Origin of the sequence: Pedomonas mirosovicensis, assembly GCF_022569295.1 — a bacterium.
Taxonomy (GTDB): domain Bacteria; phylum Pseudomonadota; class Alphaproteobacteria; order Sphingomonadales; family Sphingomonadaceae; genus Pedomonas; species Pedomonas mirosovicensis.
Genome location: NZ_JAKFIA010000001.1, coordinates 2245212 through 2265344 on the forward strand (window position 1 = coordinate 2245212; position 20133 = coordinate 2265344).

At 66.5% G+C, this 20133-nt stretch carries 19 protein-coding genes and 1 riboswitch; of the genes, 5 read left to right on the forward strand and 14 right to left on the reverse strand.

Annotation, left to right across the window (positions count from 1 at the left end; genetic code table 11):
• Positions 1-25: 25 nt before the first annotated feature.
• Positions 26-2143 (reverse strand): alpha-ketoacid dehydrogenase subunit alpha/beta, encoded by a 2118-nt coding sequence (locus L0C21_RS10675; RefSeq protein ID WP_259278333.1) that lies wholly within the window; start codon positions 2141-2143, stop codon positions 26-28.
• Positions 2144-2279: 136 nt separating this feature from the next.
• On the opposite strand from L0C21_RS10675, the gene L0C21_RS10680 reads away from it, so the two are divergent.
• On the forward strand, positions 2280-2747 hold the full coding sequence (locus L0C21_RS10680) for an Lrp/AsnC family transcriptional regulator (protein ID WP_259278334.1): 468 nt from the start codon (positions 2280-2282) through the stop codon (positions 2745-2747).
• 115 nt (positions 2748-2862) lie between these two features.
• Here L0C21_RS10680 and L0C21_RS10685 read toward each other — a convergent pair whose 3' ends face one another.
• On the reverse strand, positions 2863-3318 hold the full coding sequence (locus L0C21_RS10685) for a helix-turn-helix domain-containing protein (RefSeq protein WP_259278335.1): 456 nt from the start codon (positions 3316-3318) through the stop codon (positions 2863-2865).
• 584 nt (positions 3319-3902) lie between these two features.
• Between L0C21_RS10685 and L0C21_RS10690 the strand changes: the two genes are divergently transcribed.
• Positions 3903-4100 carry a hypothetical protein gene (locus L0C21_RS10690; protein WP_259278336.1) on the forward strand — a complete coding sequence of 66 codons (198 nt, stop codon included), beginning with the start codon at positions 3903-3905 and terminating at the stop codon, positions 4098-4100.
• A gap of 26 nt (positions 4101-4126) precedes the next feature.
• On the opposite strand, the gene L0C21_RS10695 is transcribed toward L0C21_RS10690, so the two are convergent.
• Positions 4127-6193 (reverse strand): TonB-dependent receptor, encoded by a 2067-nt coding sequence (locus L0C21_RS10695; RefSeq protein ID WP_259278337.1) that lies wholly within the window; start codon positions 6191-6193, stop codon positions 4127-4129.
• A gap of 162 nt (positions 6194-6355) precedes the next feature.
• Positions 6356-6811: an Lrp/AsnC family transcriptional regulator gene (locus L0C21_RS10700; RefSeq protein WP_259278338.1), complete on the reverse strand. Its 456-nt coding sequence runs from the start codon at positions 6809-6811 to the stop codon at positions 6356-6358.
• A 215-nt stretch (positions 6812-7026) separates the two neighbouring features.
• On the opposite strand from L0C21_RS10700, the gene L0C21_RS10705 reads away from it, so the two are divergent.
• Positions 7027-9345 (forward strand): thiamine pyrophosphate-binding protein, encoded by a 2319-nt coding sequence (locus tag L0C21_RS10705; RefSeq protein WP_259278866.1) that lies wholly within the window; start codon positions 7027-7029, stop codon positions 9343-9345.
• Positions 9346-9348: 3 nt separating this feature from the next.
• Here L0C21_RS10705 and L0C21_RS10710 read toward each other — a convergent pair whose 3' ends face one another.
• On the reverse strand, positions 9349-10548 hold the full coding sequence (locus L0C21_RS10710; protein ID WP_259278339.1) for an acetyltransferase domain-containing protein: 1200 nt from the start codon (positions 10546-10548) through the stop codon (positions 9349-9351).
• Positions 10549-10713: 165 nt separating this feature from the next.
• Here L0C21_RS10710 and L0C21_RS10715 point away from each other — a divergent pair, with 165 nt between their 5' ends.
• Together L0C21_RS10715 and L0C21_RS10720 are read left to right on the forward strand one after the other, a co-directional pair.
• Positions 10714-11883 (forward strand): hypothetical protein, encoded by a 1170-nt coding sequence (locus L0C21_RS10715; protein ID WP_259278340.1) that lies wholly within the window; start codon positions 10714-10716, stop codon positions 11881-11883.
• 10 nt (positions 11884-11893) lie between these two features.
• Positions 11894-12244 carry a Pepco domain-containing protein gene (locus L0C21_RS10720; protein WP_259278341.1) on the forward strand — a complete coding sequence of 117 codons (351 nt, stop codon included), beginning with the start codon at positions 11894-11896 and terminating at the stop codon, positions 12242-12244.
• Here L0C21_RS10720 and L0C21_RS10725 read toward each other — a convergent pair.
• From L0C21_RS10725 to L0C21_RS10765, 9 genes are all read right to left on the reverse strand, one after another.
• Positions 12241-12738, reverse strand: coding sequence for an OsmC family protein (locus L0C21_RS10725; protein WP_259278342.1), 498 nt, complete (start codon positions 12736-12738; stop codon positions 12241-12243). The two genes, L0C21_RS10720 and L0C21_RS10725, sit on opposite strands and share 4 nt — an antisense overlap.
• A gap of 135 nt (positions 12739-12873) precedes the next feature.
• Positions 12874-14106: an acyl-CoA dehydrogenase gene (locus L0C21_RS10730; RefSeq protein ID WP_259278343.1), complete on the reverse strand. Its 1233-nt coding sequence runs from the start codon at positions 14104-14106 to the stop codon at positions 12874-12876.
• 123 nt (positions 14107-14229) lie between these two features.
• Positions 14230-15060 (reverse strand): ABC transporter ATP-binding protein, encoded by an 831-nt coding sequence (locus tag L0C21_RS10735; protein WP_259278344.1) that lies wholly within the window; start codon positions 15058-15060, stop codon positions 14230-14232.
• Complete coding sequence (locus L0C21_RS10740; protein WP_259278345.1) at positions 15057-16043, reverse strand: FecCD family ABC transporter permease; 987 nt, start codon at positions 16041-16043, stop codon at positions 15057-15059. Before L0C21_RS10740 ends, L0C21_RS10735 begins: the two co-directional genes overlap by 4 nt.
• Positions 16040-16996: an ABC transporter substrate-binding protein gene (locus tag L0C21_RS10745; RefSeq protein ID WP_259278346.1), complete on the reverse strand. Its 957-nt coding sequence runs from the start codon at positions 16994-16996 to the stop codon at positions 16040-16042. The genes L0C21_RS10740 and L0C21_RS10745 overlap by 4 nt, the downstream gene beginning before the upstream one ends.
• A 153-nt stretch (positions 16997-17149) precedes the next feature.
• A riboswitch (cobalamin riboswitch) is annotated at positions 17150-17364 on the reverse strand.
• Positions 17365-17496: 132 nt separating this feature from the next.
• Positions 17497-17859, reverse strand: coding sequence for a hypothetical protein (locus tag L0C21_RS10750; protein WP_259278347.1), 363 nt, complete (start codon positions 17857-17859; stop codon positions 17497-17499).
• A gap of 129 nt (positions 17860-17988) precedes the next feature.
• A complete protein-coding gene (locus tag L0C21_RS10755; RefSeq protein ID WP_259278348.1) occupies positions 17989-18690 on the reverse strand; it encodes a hypothetical protein in 702 nt (233 codons plus the stop codon).
• Positions 18691-18913: 223 nt separating this feature from the next.
• Positions 18914-19063 (reverse strand): hypothetical protein, encoded by a 150-nt coding sequence (locus L0C21_RS10760; RefSeq protein ID WP_259278349.1) that lies wholly within the window; start codon positions 19061-19063, stop codon positions 18914-18916.
• A gap of 174 nt (positions 19064-19237) precedes the next feature.
• A complete protein-coding gene (locus L0C21_RS10765; protein ID WP_310593369.1) occupies positions 19238-20038 on the reverse strand; it encodes a THxN family PEP-CTERM protein in 801 nt (266 codons plus the stop codon).
• Positions 20039-20133: the final 95 nt, after the last annotated feature.

The window sequence follows — 20133 nt, forward strand, 5'->3', positions numbered from 1 at the left end:
GCTTCTTCCTCCCCCATCCTGTCGCTCAGAAACGCACCATGTCGTCGATCTTGGCGGCAATCTGCTCCGCGCTCGGCACGGCGGCCTCCAGGAGGATCGGATTGTGAGGGCTGGGGATGTCGGGCATCGTCAGCCGCTCCAACGGCGCATCCAGATCGAGGAAGCATTCGCGGCCCACGACAGCGAGGATTTCCGCGCCGAAACCGGCGGTGCCATTGTCTTCATGCACCACGAGGCAGCGGTGGGTGCGGCGGACGGAGGCGACGACCGCCTCGCTGTCCCACGGGCTGAGGGTGCGAAGGTCGATGACCTCGACGCTGCGGCCAGATTCCTTCGCCACCATGTCGGCCGCCTGCTCGCAGCGCTCGACCATCGCGCCCCAGGTGACGACGGTGATGTCACGGCCCTCGCGCACGGTCTTCGCCTTGCCGAAGGGGAGCACGTAGTCGTCCCCCGGCCAGGGGCGGCGGGCCCAGCCGTGGTCCAGCATGGCGCGGTGCTCGAAGAAGATGACCGGATCGTTGCCGCGAAGGGATGCCCGCAGCAGGCCGACGGCATCCTCGGCGTTCGACGGCACGGCGACGCGCCAGCCGATGGCATGGACGAACTGCACCTCGTTGGTCTGGCTGTGCCACGGATCGCCGCACTTGAAGAAGCCGCCCGGCATGCGAACGACGATGGGCGCGGCGAAGCGGTTGCGGGTGCGCCAGCGCAGCGTGCCGCAATCGTTCAGCTGCTCGACGGCGGGATCGGCATATTTGCGGAACTGGATTTCCGGCACCGGCATCAGCCCGGCGAGCGCCATGCCGACGGCCCGGCCGATGATGCCTTCCTCCGACAGGCTGGTGTCGAACACACGGGCCTCGCCATATTTGGCCTGCAAGCCCTGACTGACCGAGTGGACGCCGCCCTTGGGGCCCACATCCTCCCCGAACAGCACCATGCGGGGGTTGACCGAAAGCTCGTGATCCAGCGTGCGGCGGATGGCGGCGGCCATGTTGATGCGCGGGCCCGAGGGTTGAACCGTGGCGCTGCCCTTGGGCAGGGTAATGCCCTCCGCCGCAAGGCCGCCTTTGGTTTGCACGGACTGGATGCCGTGCTCCCCCGCCTCGCTGAACACATGGCGGGTCAGGGTTTTGGGGTCCGGCTGCGGGCGGGCAAGCGCGCGCTCAAGCGCGGCGGCCACATCAAGGGAGGCGCGCTGCTCGATCTCGTCCCACCCCTCCTCTGCCATGTGACCGGGCACGAGATAGTCCCGCAGGCGGGGCAGCGGATCGCGGGATTTCTCCTCGGCGATTTCGCTTTCCGACTTGTAGCCCTGCGTGTCCTGCGCCGAGTGGCCGCACAGGCGCGGCACGCGCAGGCGCAGCAGCATGGGCGCGCGCTGCTCCCGCACGAAGGTGACGGCCTCTTGCGTCAGGCGGGCGGCCTCCTCGGGGTCGGTGCCGTCGCCATCCAGAATCGTCAACCCGCCGAAGGAGGCAAGGTTCGCCGCGATGTTGCCGCCGGGCGTTTGCAGGTGCGAGCGGACGGAAATGCCGAAGCCGTTGTCCTCGATGTAGAACAGCACGGGCAGCTTCTGCGTGGTGGCGATGGTGAGCGCGGACCAGAAACCGTTGGTGGCAACCGAGGCCTCGCCGCCCAGCACCACGGCGATGGCGCCCTCATACTCCGCCTCGCCGAGCACGGTGCGGCGGTATTCGATGGCCTGCGCCCAGCCGGTGGCGGGGGTGTACTGCGCGCCGACGCCGCCGCACATGGGCAGCGCGCTGGGGCCGTTCAGGTTGGGATAGTTGAAGACGACGCCGATATCCCGCCCGCCGCTGTAGCCGCCCTCGCGGGCGAGCGGGCCGGCCAGCGCCTCCTCCAGCGGCACGCCGATGGCGAGCAGCACGGGGCGGGAGCGATAGTAGCCGCAGATGGCATCGTGCCGGTGGGTCAAGCGGCTGCCGAGCAGGATCTGGGCCATGTCATGCCCGCGGGCGGAGAACTGGTAGAGCACCTGTTTTTCAGGCACCAGCCGGGTTTCTTCCACCTCGTCCATCTGGCGGGAGACGTGAAGCAGGTAGGCGACCTTCTCCCAGTCAGCGAGCACCGGCGGCGTGTGGGCCTCCGGGGCCAGAACCTTCTGCGCCTGCGCCATGGCTACTCCTCCCCTCCTTTACGGATTATGGGGAGGATTATGCGGCCGAAGGCCACGCGGTGTCCTTGCATTCCGCTTTACCGGAAAGCCGCCTCATGCAAGGATCGCGCATTCACTAGCCAAGATATGCCGGTTTATGGTGGAAGACCTCGACTCCTACGACTGGAAGCTGCTGCGCGCCCTACAGGAGGACTCGCGGCTGAGCCATGTGGAACTTTCGGAGAAGGTGAACCTCTCCCCCTCCCAATGCGCGCGGCGGCTGCAACGGCTGGAAGCGCTGGGGGTGGTGCGCGGCTACACCACCATCCTCGATCAGAAGAAGATCGGGCTGGGCCTGACGGCGCTCGTCCACATCACGCTCGAACGGCAGGCGGAGGCGACGGTGGAGCCGACGCGCCGCGCCATCCTCGCCATGCCCGAGGTGGTGGAGTGCCTGATGGTGACGGGCGACAACGACTACCAGCTGAAGGTGGTGGTGCGGGACCTGGAGGCCTTCTCCGCCTTCATCAACCAGAAGCTGATGACCCTGCCGGGGCTGCAAACCATGCGCTCCAACATCGTGCTCGACCAGATGAAGCCCTACGAGGGCCTGCCGCTGGGGTGAGAGCACTTCCTTGAGCGGCTTTCTTGCAAGGGGATCCCTGTGCGCGGAGGCGCACAAAAACCGGACTCCCCTGCAGTGAAAGATGGAAGAAATGAAAGGCTGCGCCCGCCCCGCCTCAGGCGGCGGCGGTTTCGCTTTCCTCGGCGCGCTCGGCCGCCGTCGCGCCCAGATGCTTGATGAGCGTGAGGATATGCTTGCGGGTGCGGGCATCCTCGATGCGGGCGAAGCCGCGCACCAGCTCCAGCACCTCGCGGTGCACGGACCGGGAGCCGCCCGACGGCTCGGGCGCAAGGGCGGACAGCGCGGGCGAGGGCTGCGGCCGGTGGGCCGGGGCCGATTCGACCAGAAACTGCTCCACCGGAACGCCGAGAATCTCGGACAGGATGATAAGCTTGCCCGCCGTCAGCCGATTCGAACCGTTCTCGTACTTCTGAATCTGCTGGAAGGTGACGCCGATTCGCTTGCCAAGCTCGGTCTGGGTCAGTCCGCTGGCCAGCCGCTGCGCCCGAACGCGCGCCGCGACCTCCCGGTCCAGCTTCAACTCAGTTTCCCGTGCCCTTTTGGTTTTCATCGGCTTTTATCCTTTCTTGTTTTCTTCTTATTCGAGCACTGCGAACCGCGTTGCGCCCTCCCTCATGAGGCAGGCGGCCCTCCTCTTAGGACAGGTGTACAACTTCAAAACTGATTTGAAAGTCGGAAAATGCTGTAATCTCAGGACTTTAACCACCAAAGGTTGCATTATTACGATATTTCGCATCCGTTACGAAATGCGGAGGCAGGAGGATCGTCCCCTCGCTCAAAAATTGAGCCGTCCATCGCGACGTCACCTTTTTGGACAGGGGGATGAAAAGCCTCTTGCAAGTCAGCCCTTGCTTATACAATCATTACTGGCACGTCGCCGTGACAGATGAACGCAACAACTGTGTCATGAAAGCCATAGCGTTTCAGAAATTATGGGATGGGGGGCCCACCTGTTATGAGGAATCCTCCCGTTTCACTAATTTAATTATACCTTAGGTTTTGACGAGCGGCATGGGACGGCATTCTGCCGATCCGGGGTCTTGTACAGATCCCATCTCGTAATGGTTGATTCCTGTCTGCGTATGCATGGTTTTGAGGTGTTTCGTGTTCGAAGCTTTGAAACTGAGGCGCTTGATGGACAACGTCATCCCCCTTCCGGTCGCAAAGGCCGCCAACAAGGATGAGACGGATCACATTCTTCGGCTGTGGAATGCGCTGAGCAACCTGCCGAAGGTGGAAAAGGAACGCATGGTTCGAATCTTCGAACTGATGGCGCTTTCCATGGAAATCGAAATCATGGAGCGCAACTGCGACCCCAAGGGAAGCCGCTGACGCCCCGGCGGACAGGCGGACCGACCTTAGGGCCGCCCGAAGCTCCACGATACGCCAACCCATACCGTGCGCGGCGCGGCAAGGGTGAGGATGCCGCTGGCCGACTCCCCCGCCTCGACCGTGGCGTCGAACAGGTTCTGCCCCCGTACCTCCAGCCGCAGGTCCGGCCGCAGCATGACCCATGCCGCGCCATCCACCGTGAAGCTGTCTGAAAGCCGGCGGGTGTTCAGATCATCCTCGTAAACCCGGCCCATGTATTGCCCCGAGGCGGCGATGCCCCAGCGCTCCGCCTTCGCGTAGGAAACCCCGGCCGTTGCCATGTGGCGCGGCGACTGGGCAAGGCGCAGCCCCTCCAGCTCAGGGCTCGCATCGAACCGGCGCACCTCGGCGTCCGTATAGGCGTAGCTCGCCTCCAGCCTCCAGCCGCCGAAGGACAGGTGCCCCCGCGCCTCGACGCCCTGGCTCCGCACCCTGTCGATGTTCTGCCGCTGGCGCAGCACGCCGCCCGCCGGCACGAAACCGGCTGTGGGGAAAGTGCCGGGGCCCACGCCTACGGTGACGTTGCCCACCGCATCGCGCACCGTGTTGCGGAACAGGGTGAGATCAAATCCCAGCGCCTCGATGGGCTGGTAGCGCAGGCCAACCTCCGCCCCCGCCAGCCGTTCGGGCGAGAGATCTGGGTTGGCCTCCGTAATGTCGTTGCCGACGCGGAAAGGGCGGTACAGCTCGTTCAGCGTCGGCACGCGAAAGCCGGTGTAGGCGGCGGCGCGCAGCTCCACGGCCTGCCACGGCTTCCAGCTTGCGCCCACGCGCCCGCTCGCCCGCCAGTCGCTGCGGGCGGCGAAATCCTGCCGCAGCAGCACGGACTGGTCAGCCAGGTTCCTCTCCTGCCTGAAACCGTTCGAATGCCGCCAGTGATCGAGCCGCGCGCCGCCGGTCAGCGTGACGGATGGGCTCGCCTGCCAGCTTTCCTCCACATAGGCCCCGGCGACGAGCGCATCGCCCCCCGCCTCGCGGTGGCGGGTGAAGGCGCCCTCCATAAAGCGGAAGTATTCCTTGGTCTTGCCCGTATTCCAGCGGGCATCCAGCCCGATCTGGAGCACATGGCCCTCGGGCATGGGCGGGCGCAGCTCCGCCTTCGCGCCAAGGCCGGTCGCGGGCACGTCGTGCTGGTCGAGCGCCGGGTTGGCCGTCGCCCGCCCCTCCTGCACCGAGGCAAAGCCGCTGTCGAACCCGCGCACCTTGGCATAGGCCAGCACGTCCCATGTCCAGTCATTTCGGGACAGAAGGCGCACGCTGGCATCTACCCCTTCCGAATGGTTGGGCGTGAGCGCAAGGCCGTTCACATGCTTGTCCTGAAAGCCGAGGACGCGGACGGACAGCTCCTTCCCCTCGCCCACCGGCACCGCGCCGCGCGCCTCCACATGCCAGGCGCGGGTGGACGCGCGCACGTCAACCGGCCCGCGCTGGTCCTCCGGTACGAGATAAAAGCCGTCGCTCTCCTCCACCTGGGCCGACAGGCTGAACACGCCCGTGCCGACCGGCGCCTGCACGGAGGCGGCCGCCAGCCAGCTGTCGAGGGAGCCGTATTCAAGGCGGGCATCCCCCTGAAGGCGCGGCTCCAGCGGCTGGCTGACGAGCTCGATGGTGCCCGCCAGCGCGCCCGCGCCGAACGCCCCCGCCCCGCCGCCACGGGTGATGCGGGCATAGGCCAGCCGCTCGGGCGACAGCGCCGCCCACGGCACCCAGCCGCCGAACGGGTCTTCCTGCGGCACGCCGTCCAGCAGCACCAGCGCCCGCCCCGCCGCGTTGCCGCCGAGCGCGCGCAGGGTCGCCCCCTGCGAGGTGGGGTGGGTCGTCCGGCTGTCCGACCGGCGGAACAGCTGGAACCCGGCGGACTGGCGCAGAATATCATCCAGCCGGTTCGGCCCCTCGCGCAGCAGGTCCTCGCGGGAGAGAAGCTCGGTGCTGTAGGTCTGGCTGCCGGGCGGCGTTGGCAGAGGCTCGGCCAGAACGGTGATGGCCTGCCCCAGCGCGGGCGCGGCAAGCATAGACGGCAGCCCCAATGCCACGATCGATACCGTCCACTTCATCGCCACGCCCCCTTCCGTGCACACAGGCCCCTAAACTGCTAGGGCGATTAGCAGAGAGAGCAAGCCAAGTGGAGCGGTTGCCTGTGTTTTTTCTTTTTTCATGCAGGCTTTATGCAGAAGGGTCTTGGACCCTCCTGCATAACATCCCCAAAAACCGGAAACTCAAATCGGCAACTCGAAGCGGCGCACCAGCTGGCTCAGCGCAAAGCTGGTGTTGATCTCCTTGATGCCTTCGATGCGGGTGAGGGTTTCGGAGAGGAAGGTTTCGTAATCGCGCAGGTCTTTTGCCACCACGCGCAGGAGAAAATCGTTGGAGCCGGTCATGAGGTAGCACTCCATCACCTGCGGCGCGCGGGAGATGGCGCGCTGGAAGGCCTCGATCTGCTTATCCGCCTTGGAATGGAGCGAGACGGAGACGAAGCAGTTGACCGGGTAGCCGATGGCCTCCTGGTCTAGGAGGCAGGTGTATTGCCGGATGACGCCCTGCTCCTCCAGCCGCTTGAGGCGGCGCAGGCACGGCGTGGGCGAGAGGCCCACCTTCTCCGCCAGTTCCACGTTGGAGATGCGCCCGTTGGCTTGCAGGGCGCGCAGGATGGCAAGATCGATACGGTCGAGCATGGCGCGGTTTTATCGCGTCTATACCACGCTGAATAGCATTTTATGCTTTTCTGCCCCGTTTTTGCGCCATGGTTTGGCGGGAAACGGCTCCTGTAAAACTTTATAATCGCCCCCTACTTGTACAAAGGGTTCCCGAGGGGAGTGGCCACATGCTGGCAGCCGACACGGTTCGCAACGACAACCGCCGCACCAACCGCGGCCGCCCGAACGCAGAGATGCTGCGCTTGCTCGGCCAGCTGGAACAGCGGGTGCTGTGGCTGGCCTCGTGGACCATCCACAACGCCAACCACATCCGCGAAAGCCGGGACGGACTGAAGGTGGGCGGGCACCAGGCCTCCTCCGCCTCCATGACGACGCTGATGACGGCGCTCTACTTCGCAACGCTGAGGCCCGAAGACCGGGTGGCGGTGAAGCCGCACGCGAGCCCGGTGTTCCATGCGATTCAATACCTGTTCGGGAGGCAAAGCCGCGAGCAGCTGGAGCGCTTCCGCGCCTTCGGCGGCGCGCAGAGCTACCCCTCGCGCACCAAGGACAAGGACGACGTGGATTTCTCCACCGGCTCCGTCGGCCTCGGCGTTGCCATCACCGCCTTCTCCGCGCTGGTGCAGGATTATCTCATCGACCACGGCTGGTTCGATGCGGAAAAGCGCGGGCGCATGATCGCGCTCCTGGGCGACGCGGAGCTGGACGAGGGCAATATCTACGAGGCGCTGATCGAGGCCTACAAGCACGACATCCGCAACACGTGGTGGATTGTCGATTATAACCGGCAGAGCCTCGACGCCACCACCACGGACCGGATGTTCCGCCGGTTCGATGATATTTTCGCCTCCACCGGCTGGGAGGTGGTGACGCTGAAATACGGCCGCCGCCAGCGCGAGGCCTTCGCCAAACCGGGCGGCGAATTTTTGCGCGCGTGGATCGACAACTGCCCGAACGCCGACTACGCGGCGCTGACCTACCAGGGCGGCGCGGCGTGGCGGGCACGCTTGCTCGCCGATATCGGCCATCAGCCGGGGGTGAAGGCGCTGCTGCTGGGCTACAGCGACGAGGAGCTGGCCAATGTCATGACCGGCCTTGGCGGCCATTGCCTCGAAACTATTCTGGAGGCCTTCGCCGAGGCGGAAGGCAACGACACGCCGAAGCTGTTCATCGCCTACACCATCAAGGGCTACGGCCTGCCGCTGGCCGGCCACAAGGACAACCACGCCGGCCTGATGACGCCGACGCAGATCGACGGCCTGCGCGCAAAACTGGGCGTTCCGCAAGGCGCGGAATGGGAGCCCTACGGCGGGCTCGACGGCGAGACGCGCGAGCAGCTTGAGCAGTTCGTGAAAAATGCGCCGTTCGCCAGCAATACGAACCGGCGCTACAACGCGCCCGCCGTTTCCGTGCCGGATGCCACCGATTTTCCGCTGCCGCAGGGCGACGAGCAATCAACGCAGGCAGCGTTCGGCCGCGTGCTGCTCGACCTCTCCAAGCAGGACAGCGAACTCGCCGCGCGCATCGTGACGACCTCCCCGGACGTGACGGTGAGCACCAACCTCGGCGCGTTCGTGAACCAGCGCGGCATCTACAGCCGCAGCGAGCAGGCGGACGTGTTCAGCCAGGCGAAAATTCCCTCCGTGCAGAAATGGGCGGCGCACGCGCGCGGCCAGCACATCGAACTCGGCATTGCGGAAAACAACCTGTTCCTGATGCTGGGGGCGCTCGGCCTCTCCCACTCCCTGTTCGGCGCGCGGCTGCTGCCCGTCGGCACGCTCTACGACCCGTTCATTGCCCGTGGGCTCGATGCGCTCAACTACGCCTGCTATCAGGACGCGCGGTTCCTGCTGGTCGCCACGCCCTCCGGCGTCACGCTGGGGCCGGAAGGCGGCGCGCACCAGTCCATCAACTCGCCGCTCATCGGCATGGCCCAGCCCAAGCTCACCTATTTCGAGCCGTCCTACGTCGATGAACTGGCGCATATCATGCGCTGGGCGTTCGCGCACATGCAGGAGGAGGACGGCGGCTCGGTTTACCTGCGCCTCAGCACCCGGCCCTTGAAGCAGATTTCGCGCGAGAATAACGACTGGGTGGAGGATGCTCTCAAGGGGGCCTACTGGCTGAAAAAGCCGGGCGCGGGCGCGCAGGCCGCCATCGCCTTTACCGGCGCAATCGCACCCGAGGCGCTCGCCGCATGGGAGCAACTGGCCGACGACCTGCCGGGGCTGGGGCTGCTCAGCATCCCCTCGCCCGACCTGATCCACCGGGACTGGATGGCGAGCCGCCGCGCCCGCTGGCAGGAAGGCACGAACCGCCCCAGCCACATCGAAACCCTGCTGGCCGACCTGCCCGCAACCGCAGGCCTCGTGACGGTGCTGGACGGCGCGCCGAGCACGCTTTCATGGCTCGGCTCCGTGCGCGGGCAGCGGGTGAGCGCGCTTGGCATCGAGCACTTCGGGCAGGTGGGCGACCTGCCTGACCTCTACCGCTATTACCGGCTGGACGCGGACGCGATTCTGGACGCCTGCGCGGATTTGTTCCTCAGCTAACAATCACAGGTAGCTCATCCACGGGCGGCCGCTGTGTTTCTTCAGCCTCGCGAACCAGCGACAGGCGAACCACAGCGGCACCGCCATTATGGCCGCCAGCAGCCAAAGGGTGGCGACGTTCGGCAGGCTGAAATATGCGCCCTGGTTTGGCCCGAACAAGGCGAGGCAGGCGAGGTTGAGCAGGTGCAGCGCGTACAAGTGCGCGAGATAAAAGAACAGCGGCGCGGTGCCGAAGGTGGCGATGAGCGTGAGCACGCGCGGCGGGGCTTTTTCGGCGGCGCCCAAAATCAGCGCGCCCACGCCCAGCGTCAGCAGCAGGAAATCCAGCGACGGCGGATATTTGGTGAGATTGAGGAAGGACATGACGGTGTGCAGCGCCGTTGGCCCAGCCGACCACGGCAGCGGCTCGCCGTAAATATTGACGGCGCGCAAGACACCGAACAGCAGCAGAGACAGCGCGCCGAGCAGATATAATTTCTGGCGGCGCGCGCCCGCATCGCTGCCGCGTGCGAACCATGGCCCGATGGCGTAACCCAGCGCGATGACGCCGATCCACGGCAGCAGCGGATAGGACGTGCGCGCCTGCCCGCCCCACGGCAGGTCGATGAGGCCGCGATCATGCAAAATGGCCCAGATGACATGGCCAGGCTCGCCCGGCGCGAAGGCGATGGGACCGAGCAGATTGTGCAGGAAAACGATGCCCAGCCCCACGGCGATGAGCGCGGCGCGCGGCAGCCAGAGGAGGCCCGCCAGCGCGACCATCGACAGGCCGATAGCCCAGATGACCTGCAGATAAAGGATCGATGGCGTGAGTGAGAACGTCCACGCGAAATTGACCAGCGTGACTTCCAGCAAAATGAGGAACAGGCCGCGCTTGAGCAGGAATGCGGATGCCGCTGCCGGGCCGCCGCGCTGCTGGCCATAAAGCCATGCGGACAGGCCGGTGAGCGCCACGAACACCGGCGCGCACAGGTGCGCGGTGAGGCGCGTGAAAAACAGCGCGGGCGGCGTGACGGAGAGATCGACCGGATCGCTCACCTGCGCGTGGATGAAGAAATATTCGCGCACATGATCGACCAGCATGAGCAGCATGACCAGGCCGCGCAGCGCATCGATGCTGATGACGCGGGATTTGAGCGCCGCATTCGCCGCTGCGGATATGGATGGGACAACCGTGAGTGCGCCTGCGCTGGATGATGCCATGGGATACCTCCGGCGCATGTTATGTTACATTGTCACATTATACGTCAACCGGGAAAGCCGGATTGCACCGGCCATGGCGGTGGGGCTCGCGAAGGTGTCAGCAATCGTTCCTTAAAATCATTCAACAGTTTGGAGGCGCCGGATTGCGCTGCACGGCGGCTCTGCATGGCTGATTTGCATGGCTGCACCGGGCGGCTGCTTTGCATATCTGCACCGGGCGGCTGCATCACGCGGCTGCACCGGGCGTCTGCATCACGCGGCTACACCGGGCGGCTTCTCTGCATATCTGCCCTGCATATCTGCTCCGCGCGGCTGCGCTGTGCGAGCATCGCCACAACCAACGCCCGGCTGATACGTTTCTCTGCGGTCAACGCACAAGCGGGCCGCGCCATGGACTATTCCGACGCCTATTTGCGTGAGTTCCTGCCCAAGGAAAATCCACCGGAGGGAAGCGTGCCCGCCGAAGTGGAGGAAGAAATTCACAGGTGGCGCGAGCACGCGGAGCTGGCGGACCGGGAACTGGTCGCCCGCAGCACGCGCTGGACCTATGCCATGTTCGCCGCGCTCGGCGAGGGACAGATCCAGCGCACCCGCGCCGCCTTCGCGCCGCTGGGCGCGCGAATACTGGCGCGCTCGGTTTCCATCGGGCTGTTCGACCCGGCGGAAAAACCCGGCTTCGGGCTGGTGCTGGATGTGCCGCCGTGGGACGGACCGGCCTTCGACGTGTTCGATGAAATTCGCTTTCCCCGCCTCGGCCTGTCATTTCCCATCGCGCTGCGCCAGAGCGAAACCACGCTGCATGCGCCGCCCCATCCGGCCAACGCCACCAGCGCCTGCTGGGCCCGCTGCAATAAAAATGCCGTGTGGGGCGTGCTGACCGCCGGGCACGCCCTTTCGGGCAACCGGCCGGGGCGGCCGGTAAGGCTGGCGGGCGGCGGCACCGGCAGCCTGCTGCGCTCGTGGTATCAGCCGATCGATGCCGCGTTCGTCACCACGCAAAACCCGCAAACCATGCCCGCCGCCCTGCCCGCCCTCGGCTTTCCCGCCGCTGGCCAGGCGGTGCGGCTGGCCAGCCAGAGCGGCCCGCAACCCCGCACCATCGTGCGGGTGATGGATTCGATGGGCGTGCTGCACACGCGGGAATTCGCCGTTCTCCTGTTTCTCGACCAGCCGGGAAAGCCGGGCGATTCCGGCGCGCTGACGCAGATGCCAACGGGCGAGGCGGTGGGAATTTACAAGGGCGCGATGACCTCGCCGCAAACCGGATCAAGCGTGGGGCTCGCCCAGAATTTCGAACAGGCGGCCTATGCCCTCGACATCACCCCCTACCTTTGAGGAAAACGCCATGACGGAAGCTTCCGAGAACGAGTGGTATTTGTCGATTTTCGTGCCCGGCGGCGGAGAGGCGGACGAAGCGCCGCCGCCCGACGAGGCGGTGGAGAAGCACGCGCTCAAGGATTACCTCCCCGCCTTCGGCCGAGTGGAGAAGGTGCCTGCCAAAAGCGTCGAGGCCCAATGGCAGGAAACCCTCGATACGCTGATGAAGCTGACCACCGTCAGCGGGCAATCCGAGGGGTGGATCATCAAGGAAATCGAGGCGGGCCTGACGCTCAGCGCCAAGGGCGAGCTGCTGTTCATCGCCGAGGCCGGCGCGGAGGCCAGCATCAAGTTCATCCTCAAGCGCAAGGGCAGCTAAACGCCCGCAAGGCCGGTGACGATTTCCAGACCGCCGGCCATGGTGCGGTGGACGGGGCACTTGTGGGCGATTTCGAGAAGGCGGGCTTGCTGCGCCTCATCGAGCGGGCCGTAAAAGGCGAGGGTGACGGTGATCCGCTCCATGCGGGTGGTGGCGGCGTCGCAGTCCAGGCAGTCGCGGCCGTGCAGCCGCTCGTGGCGCAGGCTGACGACGACGCCTTCCAGCGGCCAGCCCTTGCGGTCGGCATAGAGGCGCACGGTCATGGAGGTGCAGGCCCCCAGCGCCATGAGCAGCAGGTCGTAGGGGTTGGGCCCGGCATCGCCGCCGCCCACGTCCACCGGCTCGTCGGCGGTGAGCTGGTGGTTGCCCGCCCGCATCAGCTGGGCAAGGGGCGCGCCGGGCAGGCTGGAGACGATGACCTCGCCCGTGGGCAGATCGGCCGCATGGCCCGTGCCCGCCGGATTTTCAGCAGTGCGAAGGGATGGATCGGTCATGACGCGCGCTTCTCCTTCTGATGCAAGGAGAAGGACGCGCCAGCGGCAGGGAGGGTTCCGGCGCTTCACCCGCGCAAAAAAGCGGCGGGGTTGCCCCCGCCGCAATTTTGGCTGCGGTAAGATCGAAAAAAATGTTCAGGCGAAAGCCTGCAACCCGGTTTGCGCGCGGCCGAGCACGAGGGCGTGGATATCGTGCGTGCCTTCGTAGGTGTTGACCGCCTCCAGGTTCATCATGTGGCGGATGACGTGGAATTCATCGGAAATGCCGTTGCCGCCGTGCATGTCGCGGGCGACACGGGCAATCTCCAGCGCCTTGCCGCAGTTGTTGCGCTTCAAGAGCGAAATCGCCTCGGGCGCGAGGCGGCCTTCATCCATCAGCCGCCCGGCGTGAAGGCAGGCGGACAGGCCAAGGGTGATTTCGGTCTGCATGTCCGCCAGCTTCTTCTGGTAAAGCTGGGTGGACGCCAGCGGACGGCCGAACTGCTTGCGCTCCAGCCCATACTGGCGCGCCGCATGCCAGCAGAACTCCGCCGCGCCCAGCGCGCCCCACGCGATGCCGTAGCGCGCGTTGTTGAGGCAGCCGAACGGGCCGCTGAGACCCTTGATTTCAGGGAACATGCGGTCCTCGGGGATGAACACGTCCTGCAGCACCACCTCGCCGGTGAGGCCGGCGCGCAGCGAGAACTTGCCCTCGATCTTGGGCGTGGAGACGCCCTTGTCCCCGCGCTCGACGATGAAGCCGCGGATCTCGTCCCACCCTTCGTCATTGACGAGCTTGGCCCAGATCACGAACACCTGCGCGATGGGCGAATTGGTGATCCACATTTTGGTGCCGTTCAGCACGAAACCGCCATCGACGCGGCGGGCGCGGGTTTTCAGGCTGCCGGGATCGGAGCCGGAGTCAGGCTCGGTGAGGCCAAAGGAGCCCACCCATTCGCCGCTGGCGAGCTTGGGCAGGTATTTCTCCCGGTGCGCCTCGGTGCCGTAGGCGTAGATCGGCCACATGACGAGGGAGGACTGGACGGAAAGCGTGGAGCGATAGGCACTGTCCACCCGCTCCACCTCGCGGGCGATGAGGCCATAGGCGACATAAGACACGCCGGGACAGCCATAGCCCTTGATGGTGGGCCCCAGAAGGCCGAGGTCGCCCGCTTCCGTCATCATCTCGGGGAAGAACTTTTCGTGCCGGTTGCCCTCCAGCACGCGGGGCATGAGCTTTTCCTGACAGTAGGCGCGGGTCGCGTCGCGGATCATCCGCTCTTCCTCGGTCAGGCTGTCTTCCAGCAGCAGCGGGTCTTCCCAGCGGAACTTGGGCCACACGATCTTCTTCGGGCCCTGCACGCCTTGCTGGACGCTCACGTCGTTCATGTTTCAGTCTCCTCCCGGTACGCGGCCACAGGATATCGCCCCCTGGCCCAAGGAGGTAGACCATTCCATCAAACCGTGCCAGCAGCCACAGGCAAAGCGACAGGGGGCGGCGCTATTTCGCCGTCAAAATGACGAAGCGGGCGTCACCGCCAGGGGCGCCTCCGGCGCTTCCGCCTCTTCCAGCCGGCGGGTGGGCAGCACCACCCGCTCGCCATCGCCCGACTGAAGCACATCAACCGCAACGCCGTAGGTCGCCGCCATCACATCCGGCGTGAGCACGGAGGCCACGGGGCCATCGGCCACCACCTGGCCGGCGCGCAGAACGACAACCCGGTCCGCCAGCCGACCGACGAGCGAAAGATCGTGCAGCGTGACGATGACGCCCCGCCCCTCGGCCGCCAGATCGCGCAGCAGGCGGACGATGTCGAGCTGATAGGCGGGGTCGAGCCCGGCAAGGGGCTCATCCGCCAACACCCACTGGGGCTTGCCCGCCAGCACGCGGGCGAGCAGCGCCCGCGCCCGCTCCCCGCCCGACAGGGTGAGGATGTCGCGGTGGCGCAGCGCCTCCAGCCCGCAGCGGGCAATGGCGGCCTCGATGGCCGCGCGGTCCTCGGGGCCGGGCGCGGCGGCGAAGCGGCCATAGGGCAGACGGCCGAGGGCAACGACGGCCTCGACCGACAAGCCCCACGCCACCTCCCGCCCCTGCGCGAGGAAGCCGAGGCGTTGCGCGCGTGCGCGGGGATCGAGCACGGCGAGATCCGCCTCGCCCAGCCGGACGGTGCCCCCGCTCACCCGCCGCCCGCCGCCGAGCGCGCCGAGCCAGGTGGACTTGCCCGCCCCGTTCGGCCCGAGCACGGCGGTCACCTCCCCCGCCCGGAAGGCGCAGGCGACCGGCCCCAGCAGGCGTTTGGAGCCGGCATCGATGACGAGATTTTCGCAGGCAAGCACACTCATGCCAGCTGGCTCCGCATCCTGAGGAGAAGGAAGAGGAAGAAGGGCGCGCCCAGCAGCGCCATGACGATGCCGAGCTTCACCTCCGTGCCGCCGGGCAGCACGCGCACCAGCGTATCGGCCGCCAGCACCAGCGCGCTGCCGCCCAGCATGCTCGGCACCAGCAGCGCGCCGGGGCGCGCGCCGACGAAGGGGCGCAGCAGGTGCGGCACCACCAGCCCGACGAAGCCGACGATGCCGGTGACGGCGACCGTCGCGCCGACGGAAATGCCGACGCCCAGCAGTACGCGGCGGTGAATGGCGGTGAGGTTCAGCCCCAGGGTGCGGGCGGTCTGCTCCCCCAGGCTGAGACCATCGAGCGCGCGCCCCGTCGTGAGCAGCAGCGCGCAGCCCAGCGCCGCGAACGGCAGGATGAGGACAAGGTCGTTCATGCTGCGGTCGGTGAGCGCGCCCATCATCCAGTTGATGATCTCGGCGGTGGCGAAGGGACTGGGCGCCAGGCTGATGGCAAACGAGGTGAGCGCGCTCGCCAGGCTGTTGAGGATGATGCCCGCGAGGATGAAGGTGGCGACCCGGTTGGTCTCGACCGCCAGCATATAGAGCAGCGCCGTGCCCGCGATGGCGGCCACCATGGCGCAGGCGGGCAGCACCCACGCCGCCTTGGCCGATATGCCGAGCCAGATGGAGAGCACCGCGCCGAATGCCGCGCAGGCGGAAACGCCGAGCACGGCGGGGTCCGCCAGCGGGTTTCGCAAATAGCCCTGCAACACCGCGCCCGACAGGCCGAGCACGCCGCCGACCACGATGGCGAGCAGGGTGCGCGGCAGGCGCAGCTCCGCGATGATGAAGTATGGCGCGGCATCATCGCCCGAGAAAATGCCGAGCGGGGACACCCACACCTTGCCCGCCGCCAGCGAGGCCAGCGACAGGGCGAGAATGAGGCCGCCAAGGGCCGCGAGGACAAACAGAACGCGGGTTTGGTTCATGAGGCGCTTTCCACGGCCTTGCGGGCCGCGCTTAAGGAGCGGGCGGCCTCGATGAGCGACGGCCCGCCGCAATAGAGCAGCTGGGGCGGGTAATAGGCGAGCGCCATGCGCCCCTCCAGCCGCTGGAGAACCGGGTGGCCGAGCAGGCGGTCGCGGGCGGCGGGCGTGCCCGCGTGGGGGTCGCCGGTCAGCAGCAGGCGGGGCGGGTTCGCCACCAGCCGCTCCAGCGGCACGATGCCCCAGAAATCGACGCCGTAGCGGGGCGCTTGGTTGGCAAGCCCGGCGCGGGAGAGCAGATCATCCTGCAACGTGCCGGTGCCGGGCGAAAAGCCATCCGGCTGGAGGATGAGCGCGGGGATGGGCTTGCCCGTCGCGTGGATCGACGCCAGCGCCGCGTTGATGCGGCGCGCCAGTTCCTCGCCCCGCTCAGGGTGGCCGACAAGAGCGGCGATGTCGCGGATCTGCCGGAGGCTTTCCTCCACCGTGTTCGGCACGCCGAAGGCGCTGACGGGAATGCTCATCCGCTCCAGCGCGCGGCGGGTGGCGGGCGCGGTGTGGACGCTGGCCAGCACCAGATCGGGCTTTTGCATCAGCACCTCCTCGGCCGTGGCGTAGGTGAAGGGGAAGCGCCTGGCGAGATCGGCGACGGTGGAGCTGGCGGGGTCGCGCGAATAGTGGCTGAGCGCCGCGATCTGGCCGGGCTCGGCCACATGCAGCAAGATGGCATCAAGGCAGGGATTGAGCGAGACGATACGCCGGGGAGCCTGCGGGGGAACGGGTGCGGAGGCGGGCTCAGAGGGCGCATCATTCCGCGCCACGTCCAGCCCCATGACGGCAAACGGCAGGCCGACGGCCAGCCCAAGCAGGGCAACGCCTGCCGCCGCCAGCCTCCTGCCGCCGCCCGTTTGCGACGCCGCCGCGCGCCGCTTCCAGTTCCGAGGCCCGTTCAGCACCCAGCACCCGCGTCAAGGCCGGAGCGCCCCAACGGGCGCCCGGCGCAGCCACCACCATGGCCGGGCGGCACGGCGCGACCGCGCCCGCCTTCCGGCCGTCTCGGCGTCGTCTCACGGGAGAAAGACCGCGCGCTCGGCACACCCCGGCCGGGCGACAGACGACGGCGGCAGGCAGGTCTCCTGGCTTGCGGGTCTTCGTTCGGTGCGCGCCGCCTTCCCGGTTGAGCCAGTGGCGTTGATGGCGCGCGAACTCGCCGCTTACAGTTGCGGGGGCAGCCCCGGATTGGCCCGGCCGTTCCATGAAGCCGGCGCGTCACCGGGTTCCCTTTTCACCCCGGATACGGGGAACCTGTCGCACCTCTTCGGGTAAACCCGGCGACCCAAAGCGTCAAGCCGGGGATTTGCGGGCAAAAAAACAACCGGGGCCGTGGCGGTTCCTGCGCCGCCACGGCCCGAGCCGATGGTTTTCGGAAAGCGGAGAAAACCGCCGCGCCGCAACCTTACCGGGTTTGCCGGTTCTGTTCCGTATTCTGCGGGCGGGCCGTGCCGGTCGGGTCGCCTTCCGCATTGGCCGACGTGCGCTCCTCCGACTGGTCGGCGGCCACCGTGTCCTTCTCGGGATGGGCGACGTGATCGGTTTCCGGATGCTGGTCCGACGGACGGAAATCACATTCCTTCGGCTGCACCCGCGGACCATCGACCACCATCGAGACCGGATCGCTGGCGGGGAAGGATTCCTCGATCGCCTCGTCCAGAGCCTCGTCGGCGCGCTTCTCCTGCGCCTCGCCGCACTTCACGTCCTGCTTTTCCTGCGTGGGCTCTTCCTTGTTGGGGTCGGCAGACGAAGGGGTCATGTTCTGCATTGTTCCACTCCATGGCTAGGGACGAAAGCGGGCCTTGGCAGCAACAGTTTCAGTGGCAGCGCCCGCCTCCTCCTGAGAAAAAGAACCCGCCACCCGAGCCTTCTGTTCCGGCTGGAGGGGCCACCTGCCCTACTGCTGCGTTACCGTGCCGGTGAGGGTGAGCCGGCCCGAGGCCACGTCGGTCACCCGCAGGCAAACGACCGGCGACGACAGGGTGGCGCTGACCAGAAGCGTCGCGGTCATGCCGTCGTAGCGCAGCCTGCCCGGATCACCGAGCAGCTTGCGCGGCACATCGATTTCCACCTGCGAATTCCCGATGGTGAACGGCAGGTTGGCCACCTGGGTGAGCACCGGCAGGCCACCGGGCGTGGCGGGCGGCCCCTCCTCCATCGCAAGGCCGAACGGGCCACAGCTCTTGCCGGGCGACACCACGAACCAGTGAGGATGCCAGTTGGACGACAGCTGCTTGCCGCCCACGGTTTCCACCAGGTCGGGATGGCTGACCAGACCCAGCACCAGCAGCCCGCGCCGCGGCGGAAAGCCGACGATGCCGGAATCAAAATTGGTGGGCCACAGGTAGGCGAGCATCTCGCTGCCCGCCAGCTGGCCGGTCGGCATGGGCAGGCGCGCCCCGGCGGCGCCGCGCACGGTCATGCGGAAGCGCAGCGTCTCGGCATCCGCCGTCACCTCCGCCGTGCGGATATCGAAGGACGGATCAATCGCCTGACTGTCGGGCGACGTGAGAGCATCGGCCAGGGCAACCCCGCCAAGACCAAGGCCGGTCAGCAGGGCCGCTCCTGTCACAAAGCCATTGGCGCGCATGAATCTCACCTCTCCTTTCATGGGAATAACGAAAAAGAGGCGCAATTGCTCCGCCCGCGCCGCCCCCTGACCGCAGGCAACCCGAAAGGCCACGCAAAAAATACGGAGCGACAGACACCGCCCCGTATCGACCGGCCCACCGGGGAGGAAGGCGCGGGTCGCATCAAGGAAAGGAAAGAGGCGCGAGGGAGCATCTCCCCCCTCGCGCGACTGTTTATTCGCCTGCTTCCGCCTACTGTTGCTGGCGGTTCTGCTTCTGGCGCTGTTGCTGCTGCTGACGTTGAGGCTGCTGGCGCTGCTGCTGTTGCTGCTGACGCCCGCCGCGCTGCTCCTGGTTGCTCTGGTCTTGCTGACGCTGGTCGTCCTGGCGTTGATTGGCCATGGGTCATCTCCCTGGTTTCGCTACTCGGCCCCCGTTGCTGAACGGCGGGCGACAGGGCATGTTCCTGCTATCAGCAAACAGTTCCAGGCGTCCAACAGCGCCTCCCCCGGTGCCCGGTTAAAAATCCGGTGCCGGAGGAATTCCCCGCACCGGATTTTTCCTGCCCCCCGAGGATCAGGCCTTGCGGCTGCGCCGGCGCACGACAAAGCCGAGGCCCGCAATGCCAGCGCCGGCCAGGCCGAGCGCAGCCGGCTCCGGCACCGCCTGCGCGGTGATGAGGATGCCGGTTCGCAAAATGGCTGTCGTGTTTTCCTCCGTCAGGAAAAACAGCTCGTTGTCGCCATCGCCATCAAAGTCAGCGAAGAAAATCTGGCCGCCTTCAAACAGCGCCGGATCGAACACGAGGCGCGCCGTATAGAGGATGCCGTCAAATTCAAAGCTGCCGGCCAGATCTTCTGGGTTCTGCAGAATGAAAACATCGTCGCAGACAGACGCGGACTGGGGAACGGCGCAGGGGCCGACATTCGTCGTTTCGAGAAAATCGATATCGAAGACCCGCTCGATGTTGAAGCCAACCCCGAGGTTCGGATCGGCCGACTCGAAGGTCGCCATGATTTGCAGCTGTGCATTGGTGAGGGTTGGCGGCTTGATCGCAAAATTATCATGGGTGAGGGTGATGCCGGGTTGGGGAAGGCCGGAATTGGTGATGATGGGATCGGGCCCGCCCGCGCCCTCGCTGGTGACAAAACGGGTTACGGACAGGCTGCTGCGGCCGCCCCCGTTGACGGGCGTGCCCCAGCGCAGGGCATCGGTGCTGACGCCAATCACGCGGTCAACCCCGCCGGGGGACCAGCTGGTCCACTCGGCCTGCACCGAGTAATCCCATTGATTGATAAGTACGGCATGAGCCATTCCAGGAACGGCAGCGCACAAGCCGGCAACCGCCGCACTCAAAAACATTTTCTTTAATTTCATCTTTTTCTCCCAGGTTACCCGTTCGGGGTGCCTGTTGTTTTTTTGGTGACGGGAGAAGAGAGCAACGAACGTGCCAGATTGGAAAAGGCTGGAAA

Coding starts and splice junctions, on each gene's coding strand:
- L0C21_RS10740 (WP_259278345.1), bottom strand. CDS start 16,043: ATGAACCAAACCCGCGTTCTGTTTGTCCTCGCGGCCCTTGGCGGCCTC.
- L0C21_RS10725 (WP_259278342.1), bottom strand. CDS start 12,738: ATGACCGATCCATCCCTTCGCACTGCTGAAAATCCGGCGGGCACGGGC.
- L0C21_RS10765 (WP_310593369.1), bottom strand. CDS start 20,038: ATGAAATTAAAGAAAATGTTTTTGAGTGCGGCGGTTGCCGGCTTGTGC.
- L0C21_RS10700 (WP_259278338.1), bottom strand. CDS start 6,811: ATGCTCGACCGTATCGATCTTGCCATCCTGCGCGCCCTGCAAGCCAAC.
- L0C21_RS10730 (WP_259278343.1), bottom strand. CDS start 14,106: ATGAACGACGTGAGCGTCCAGCAAGGCGTGCAGGGCCCGAAGAAGATC.
- L0C21_RS10735 (WP_259278344.1), bottom strand. CDS start 15,060: ATGAGTGTGCTTGCCTGCGAAAATCTCGTCATCGATGCCGGCTCCAAA.
- L0C21_RS10680 (WP_259278334.1), top strand. CDS start 2,280: ATGGTGGAAGACCTCGACTCCTACGACTGGAAGCTGCTGCGCGCCCTA.
- L0C21_RS10720 (WP_259278341.1), top strand. CDS start 11,894: ATGACGGAAGCTTCCGAGAACGAGTGGTATTTGTCGATTTTCGTGCCC.
- L0C21_RS10685 (WP_259278335.1), bottom strand. CDS start 3,318: ATGAAAACCAAAAGGGCACGGGAAACTGAGTTGAAGCTGGACCGGGAG.
- L0C21_RS10715 (WP_259278340.1), top strand. CDS start 10,714: ATGGCTGATTTGCATGGCTGCACCGGGCGGCTGCTTTGCATATCTGCA.
- L0C21_RS10675 (WP_259278333.1), bottom strand. CDS start 2,143: ATGGCGCAGGCGCAGAAGGTTCTGGCCCCGGAGGCCCACACGCCGCCG.
- L0C21_RS10695 (WP_259278337.1), bottom strand. CDS start 6,193: ATGAAGTGGACGGTATCGATCGTGGCATTGGGGCTGCCGTCTATGCTT.
- L0C21_RS10705 (WP_259278866.1), top strand. CDS start 7,027: ATGCTGCGCTTGCTCGGCCAGCTGGAACAGCGGGTGCTGTGGCTGGCC.
- L0C21_RS10760 (WP_259278349.1), bottom strand. CDS start 19,063: ATGGCCAATCAACGCCAGGACGACCAGCGTCAGCAAGACCAGAGCAAC.
- L0C21_RS10710 (WP_259278339.1), bottom strand. CDS start 10,548: ATGGCATCATCCAGCGCAGGCGCACTCACGGTTGTCCCATCCATATCC.
- L0C21_RS10690 (WP_259278336.1), top strand. CDS start 3,903: ATGGACAACGTCATCCCCCTTCCGGTCGCAAAGGCCGCCAACAAGGAT.
- L0C21_RS10750 (WP_259278347.1), bottom strand. CDS start 17,859: ATGCAGAACATGACCCCTTCGTCTGCCGACCCCAACAAGGAAGAGCCC.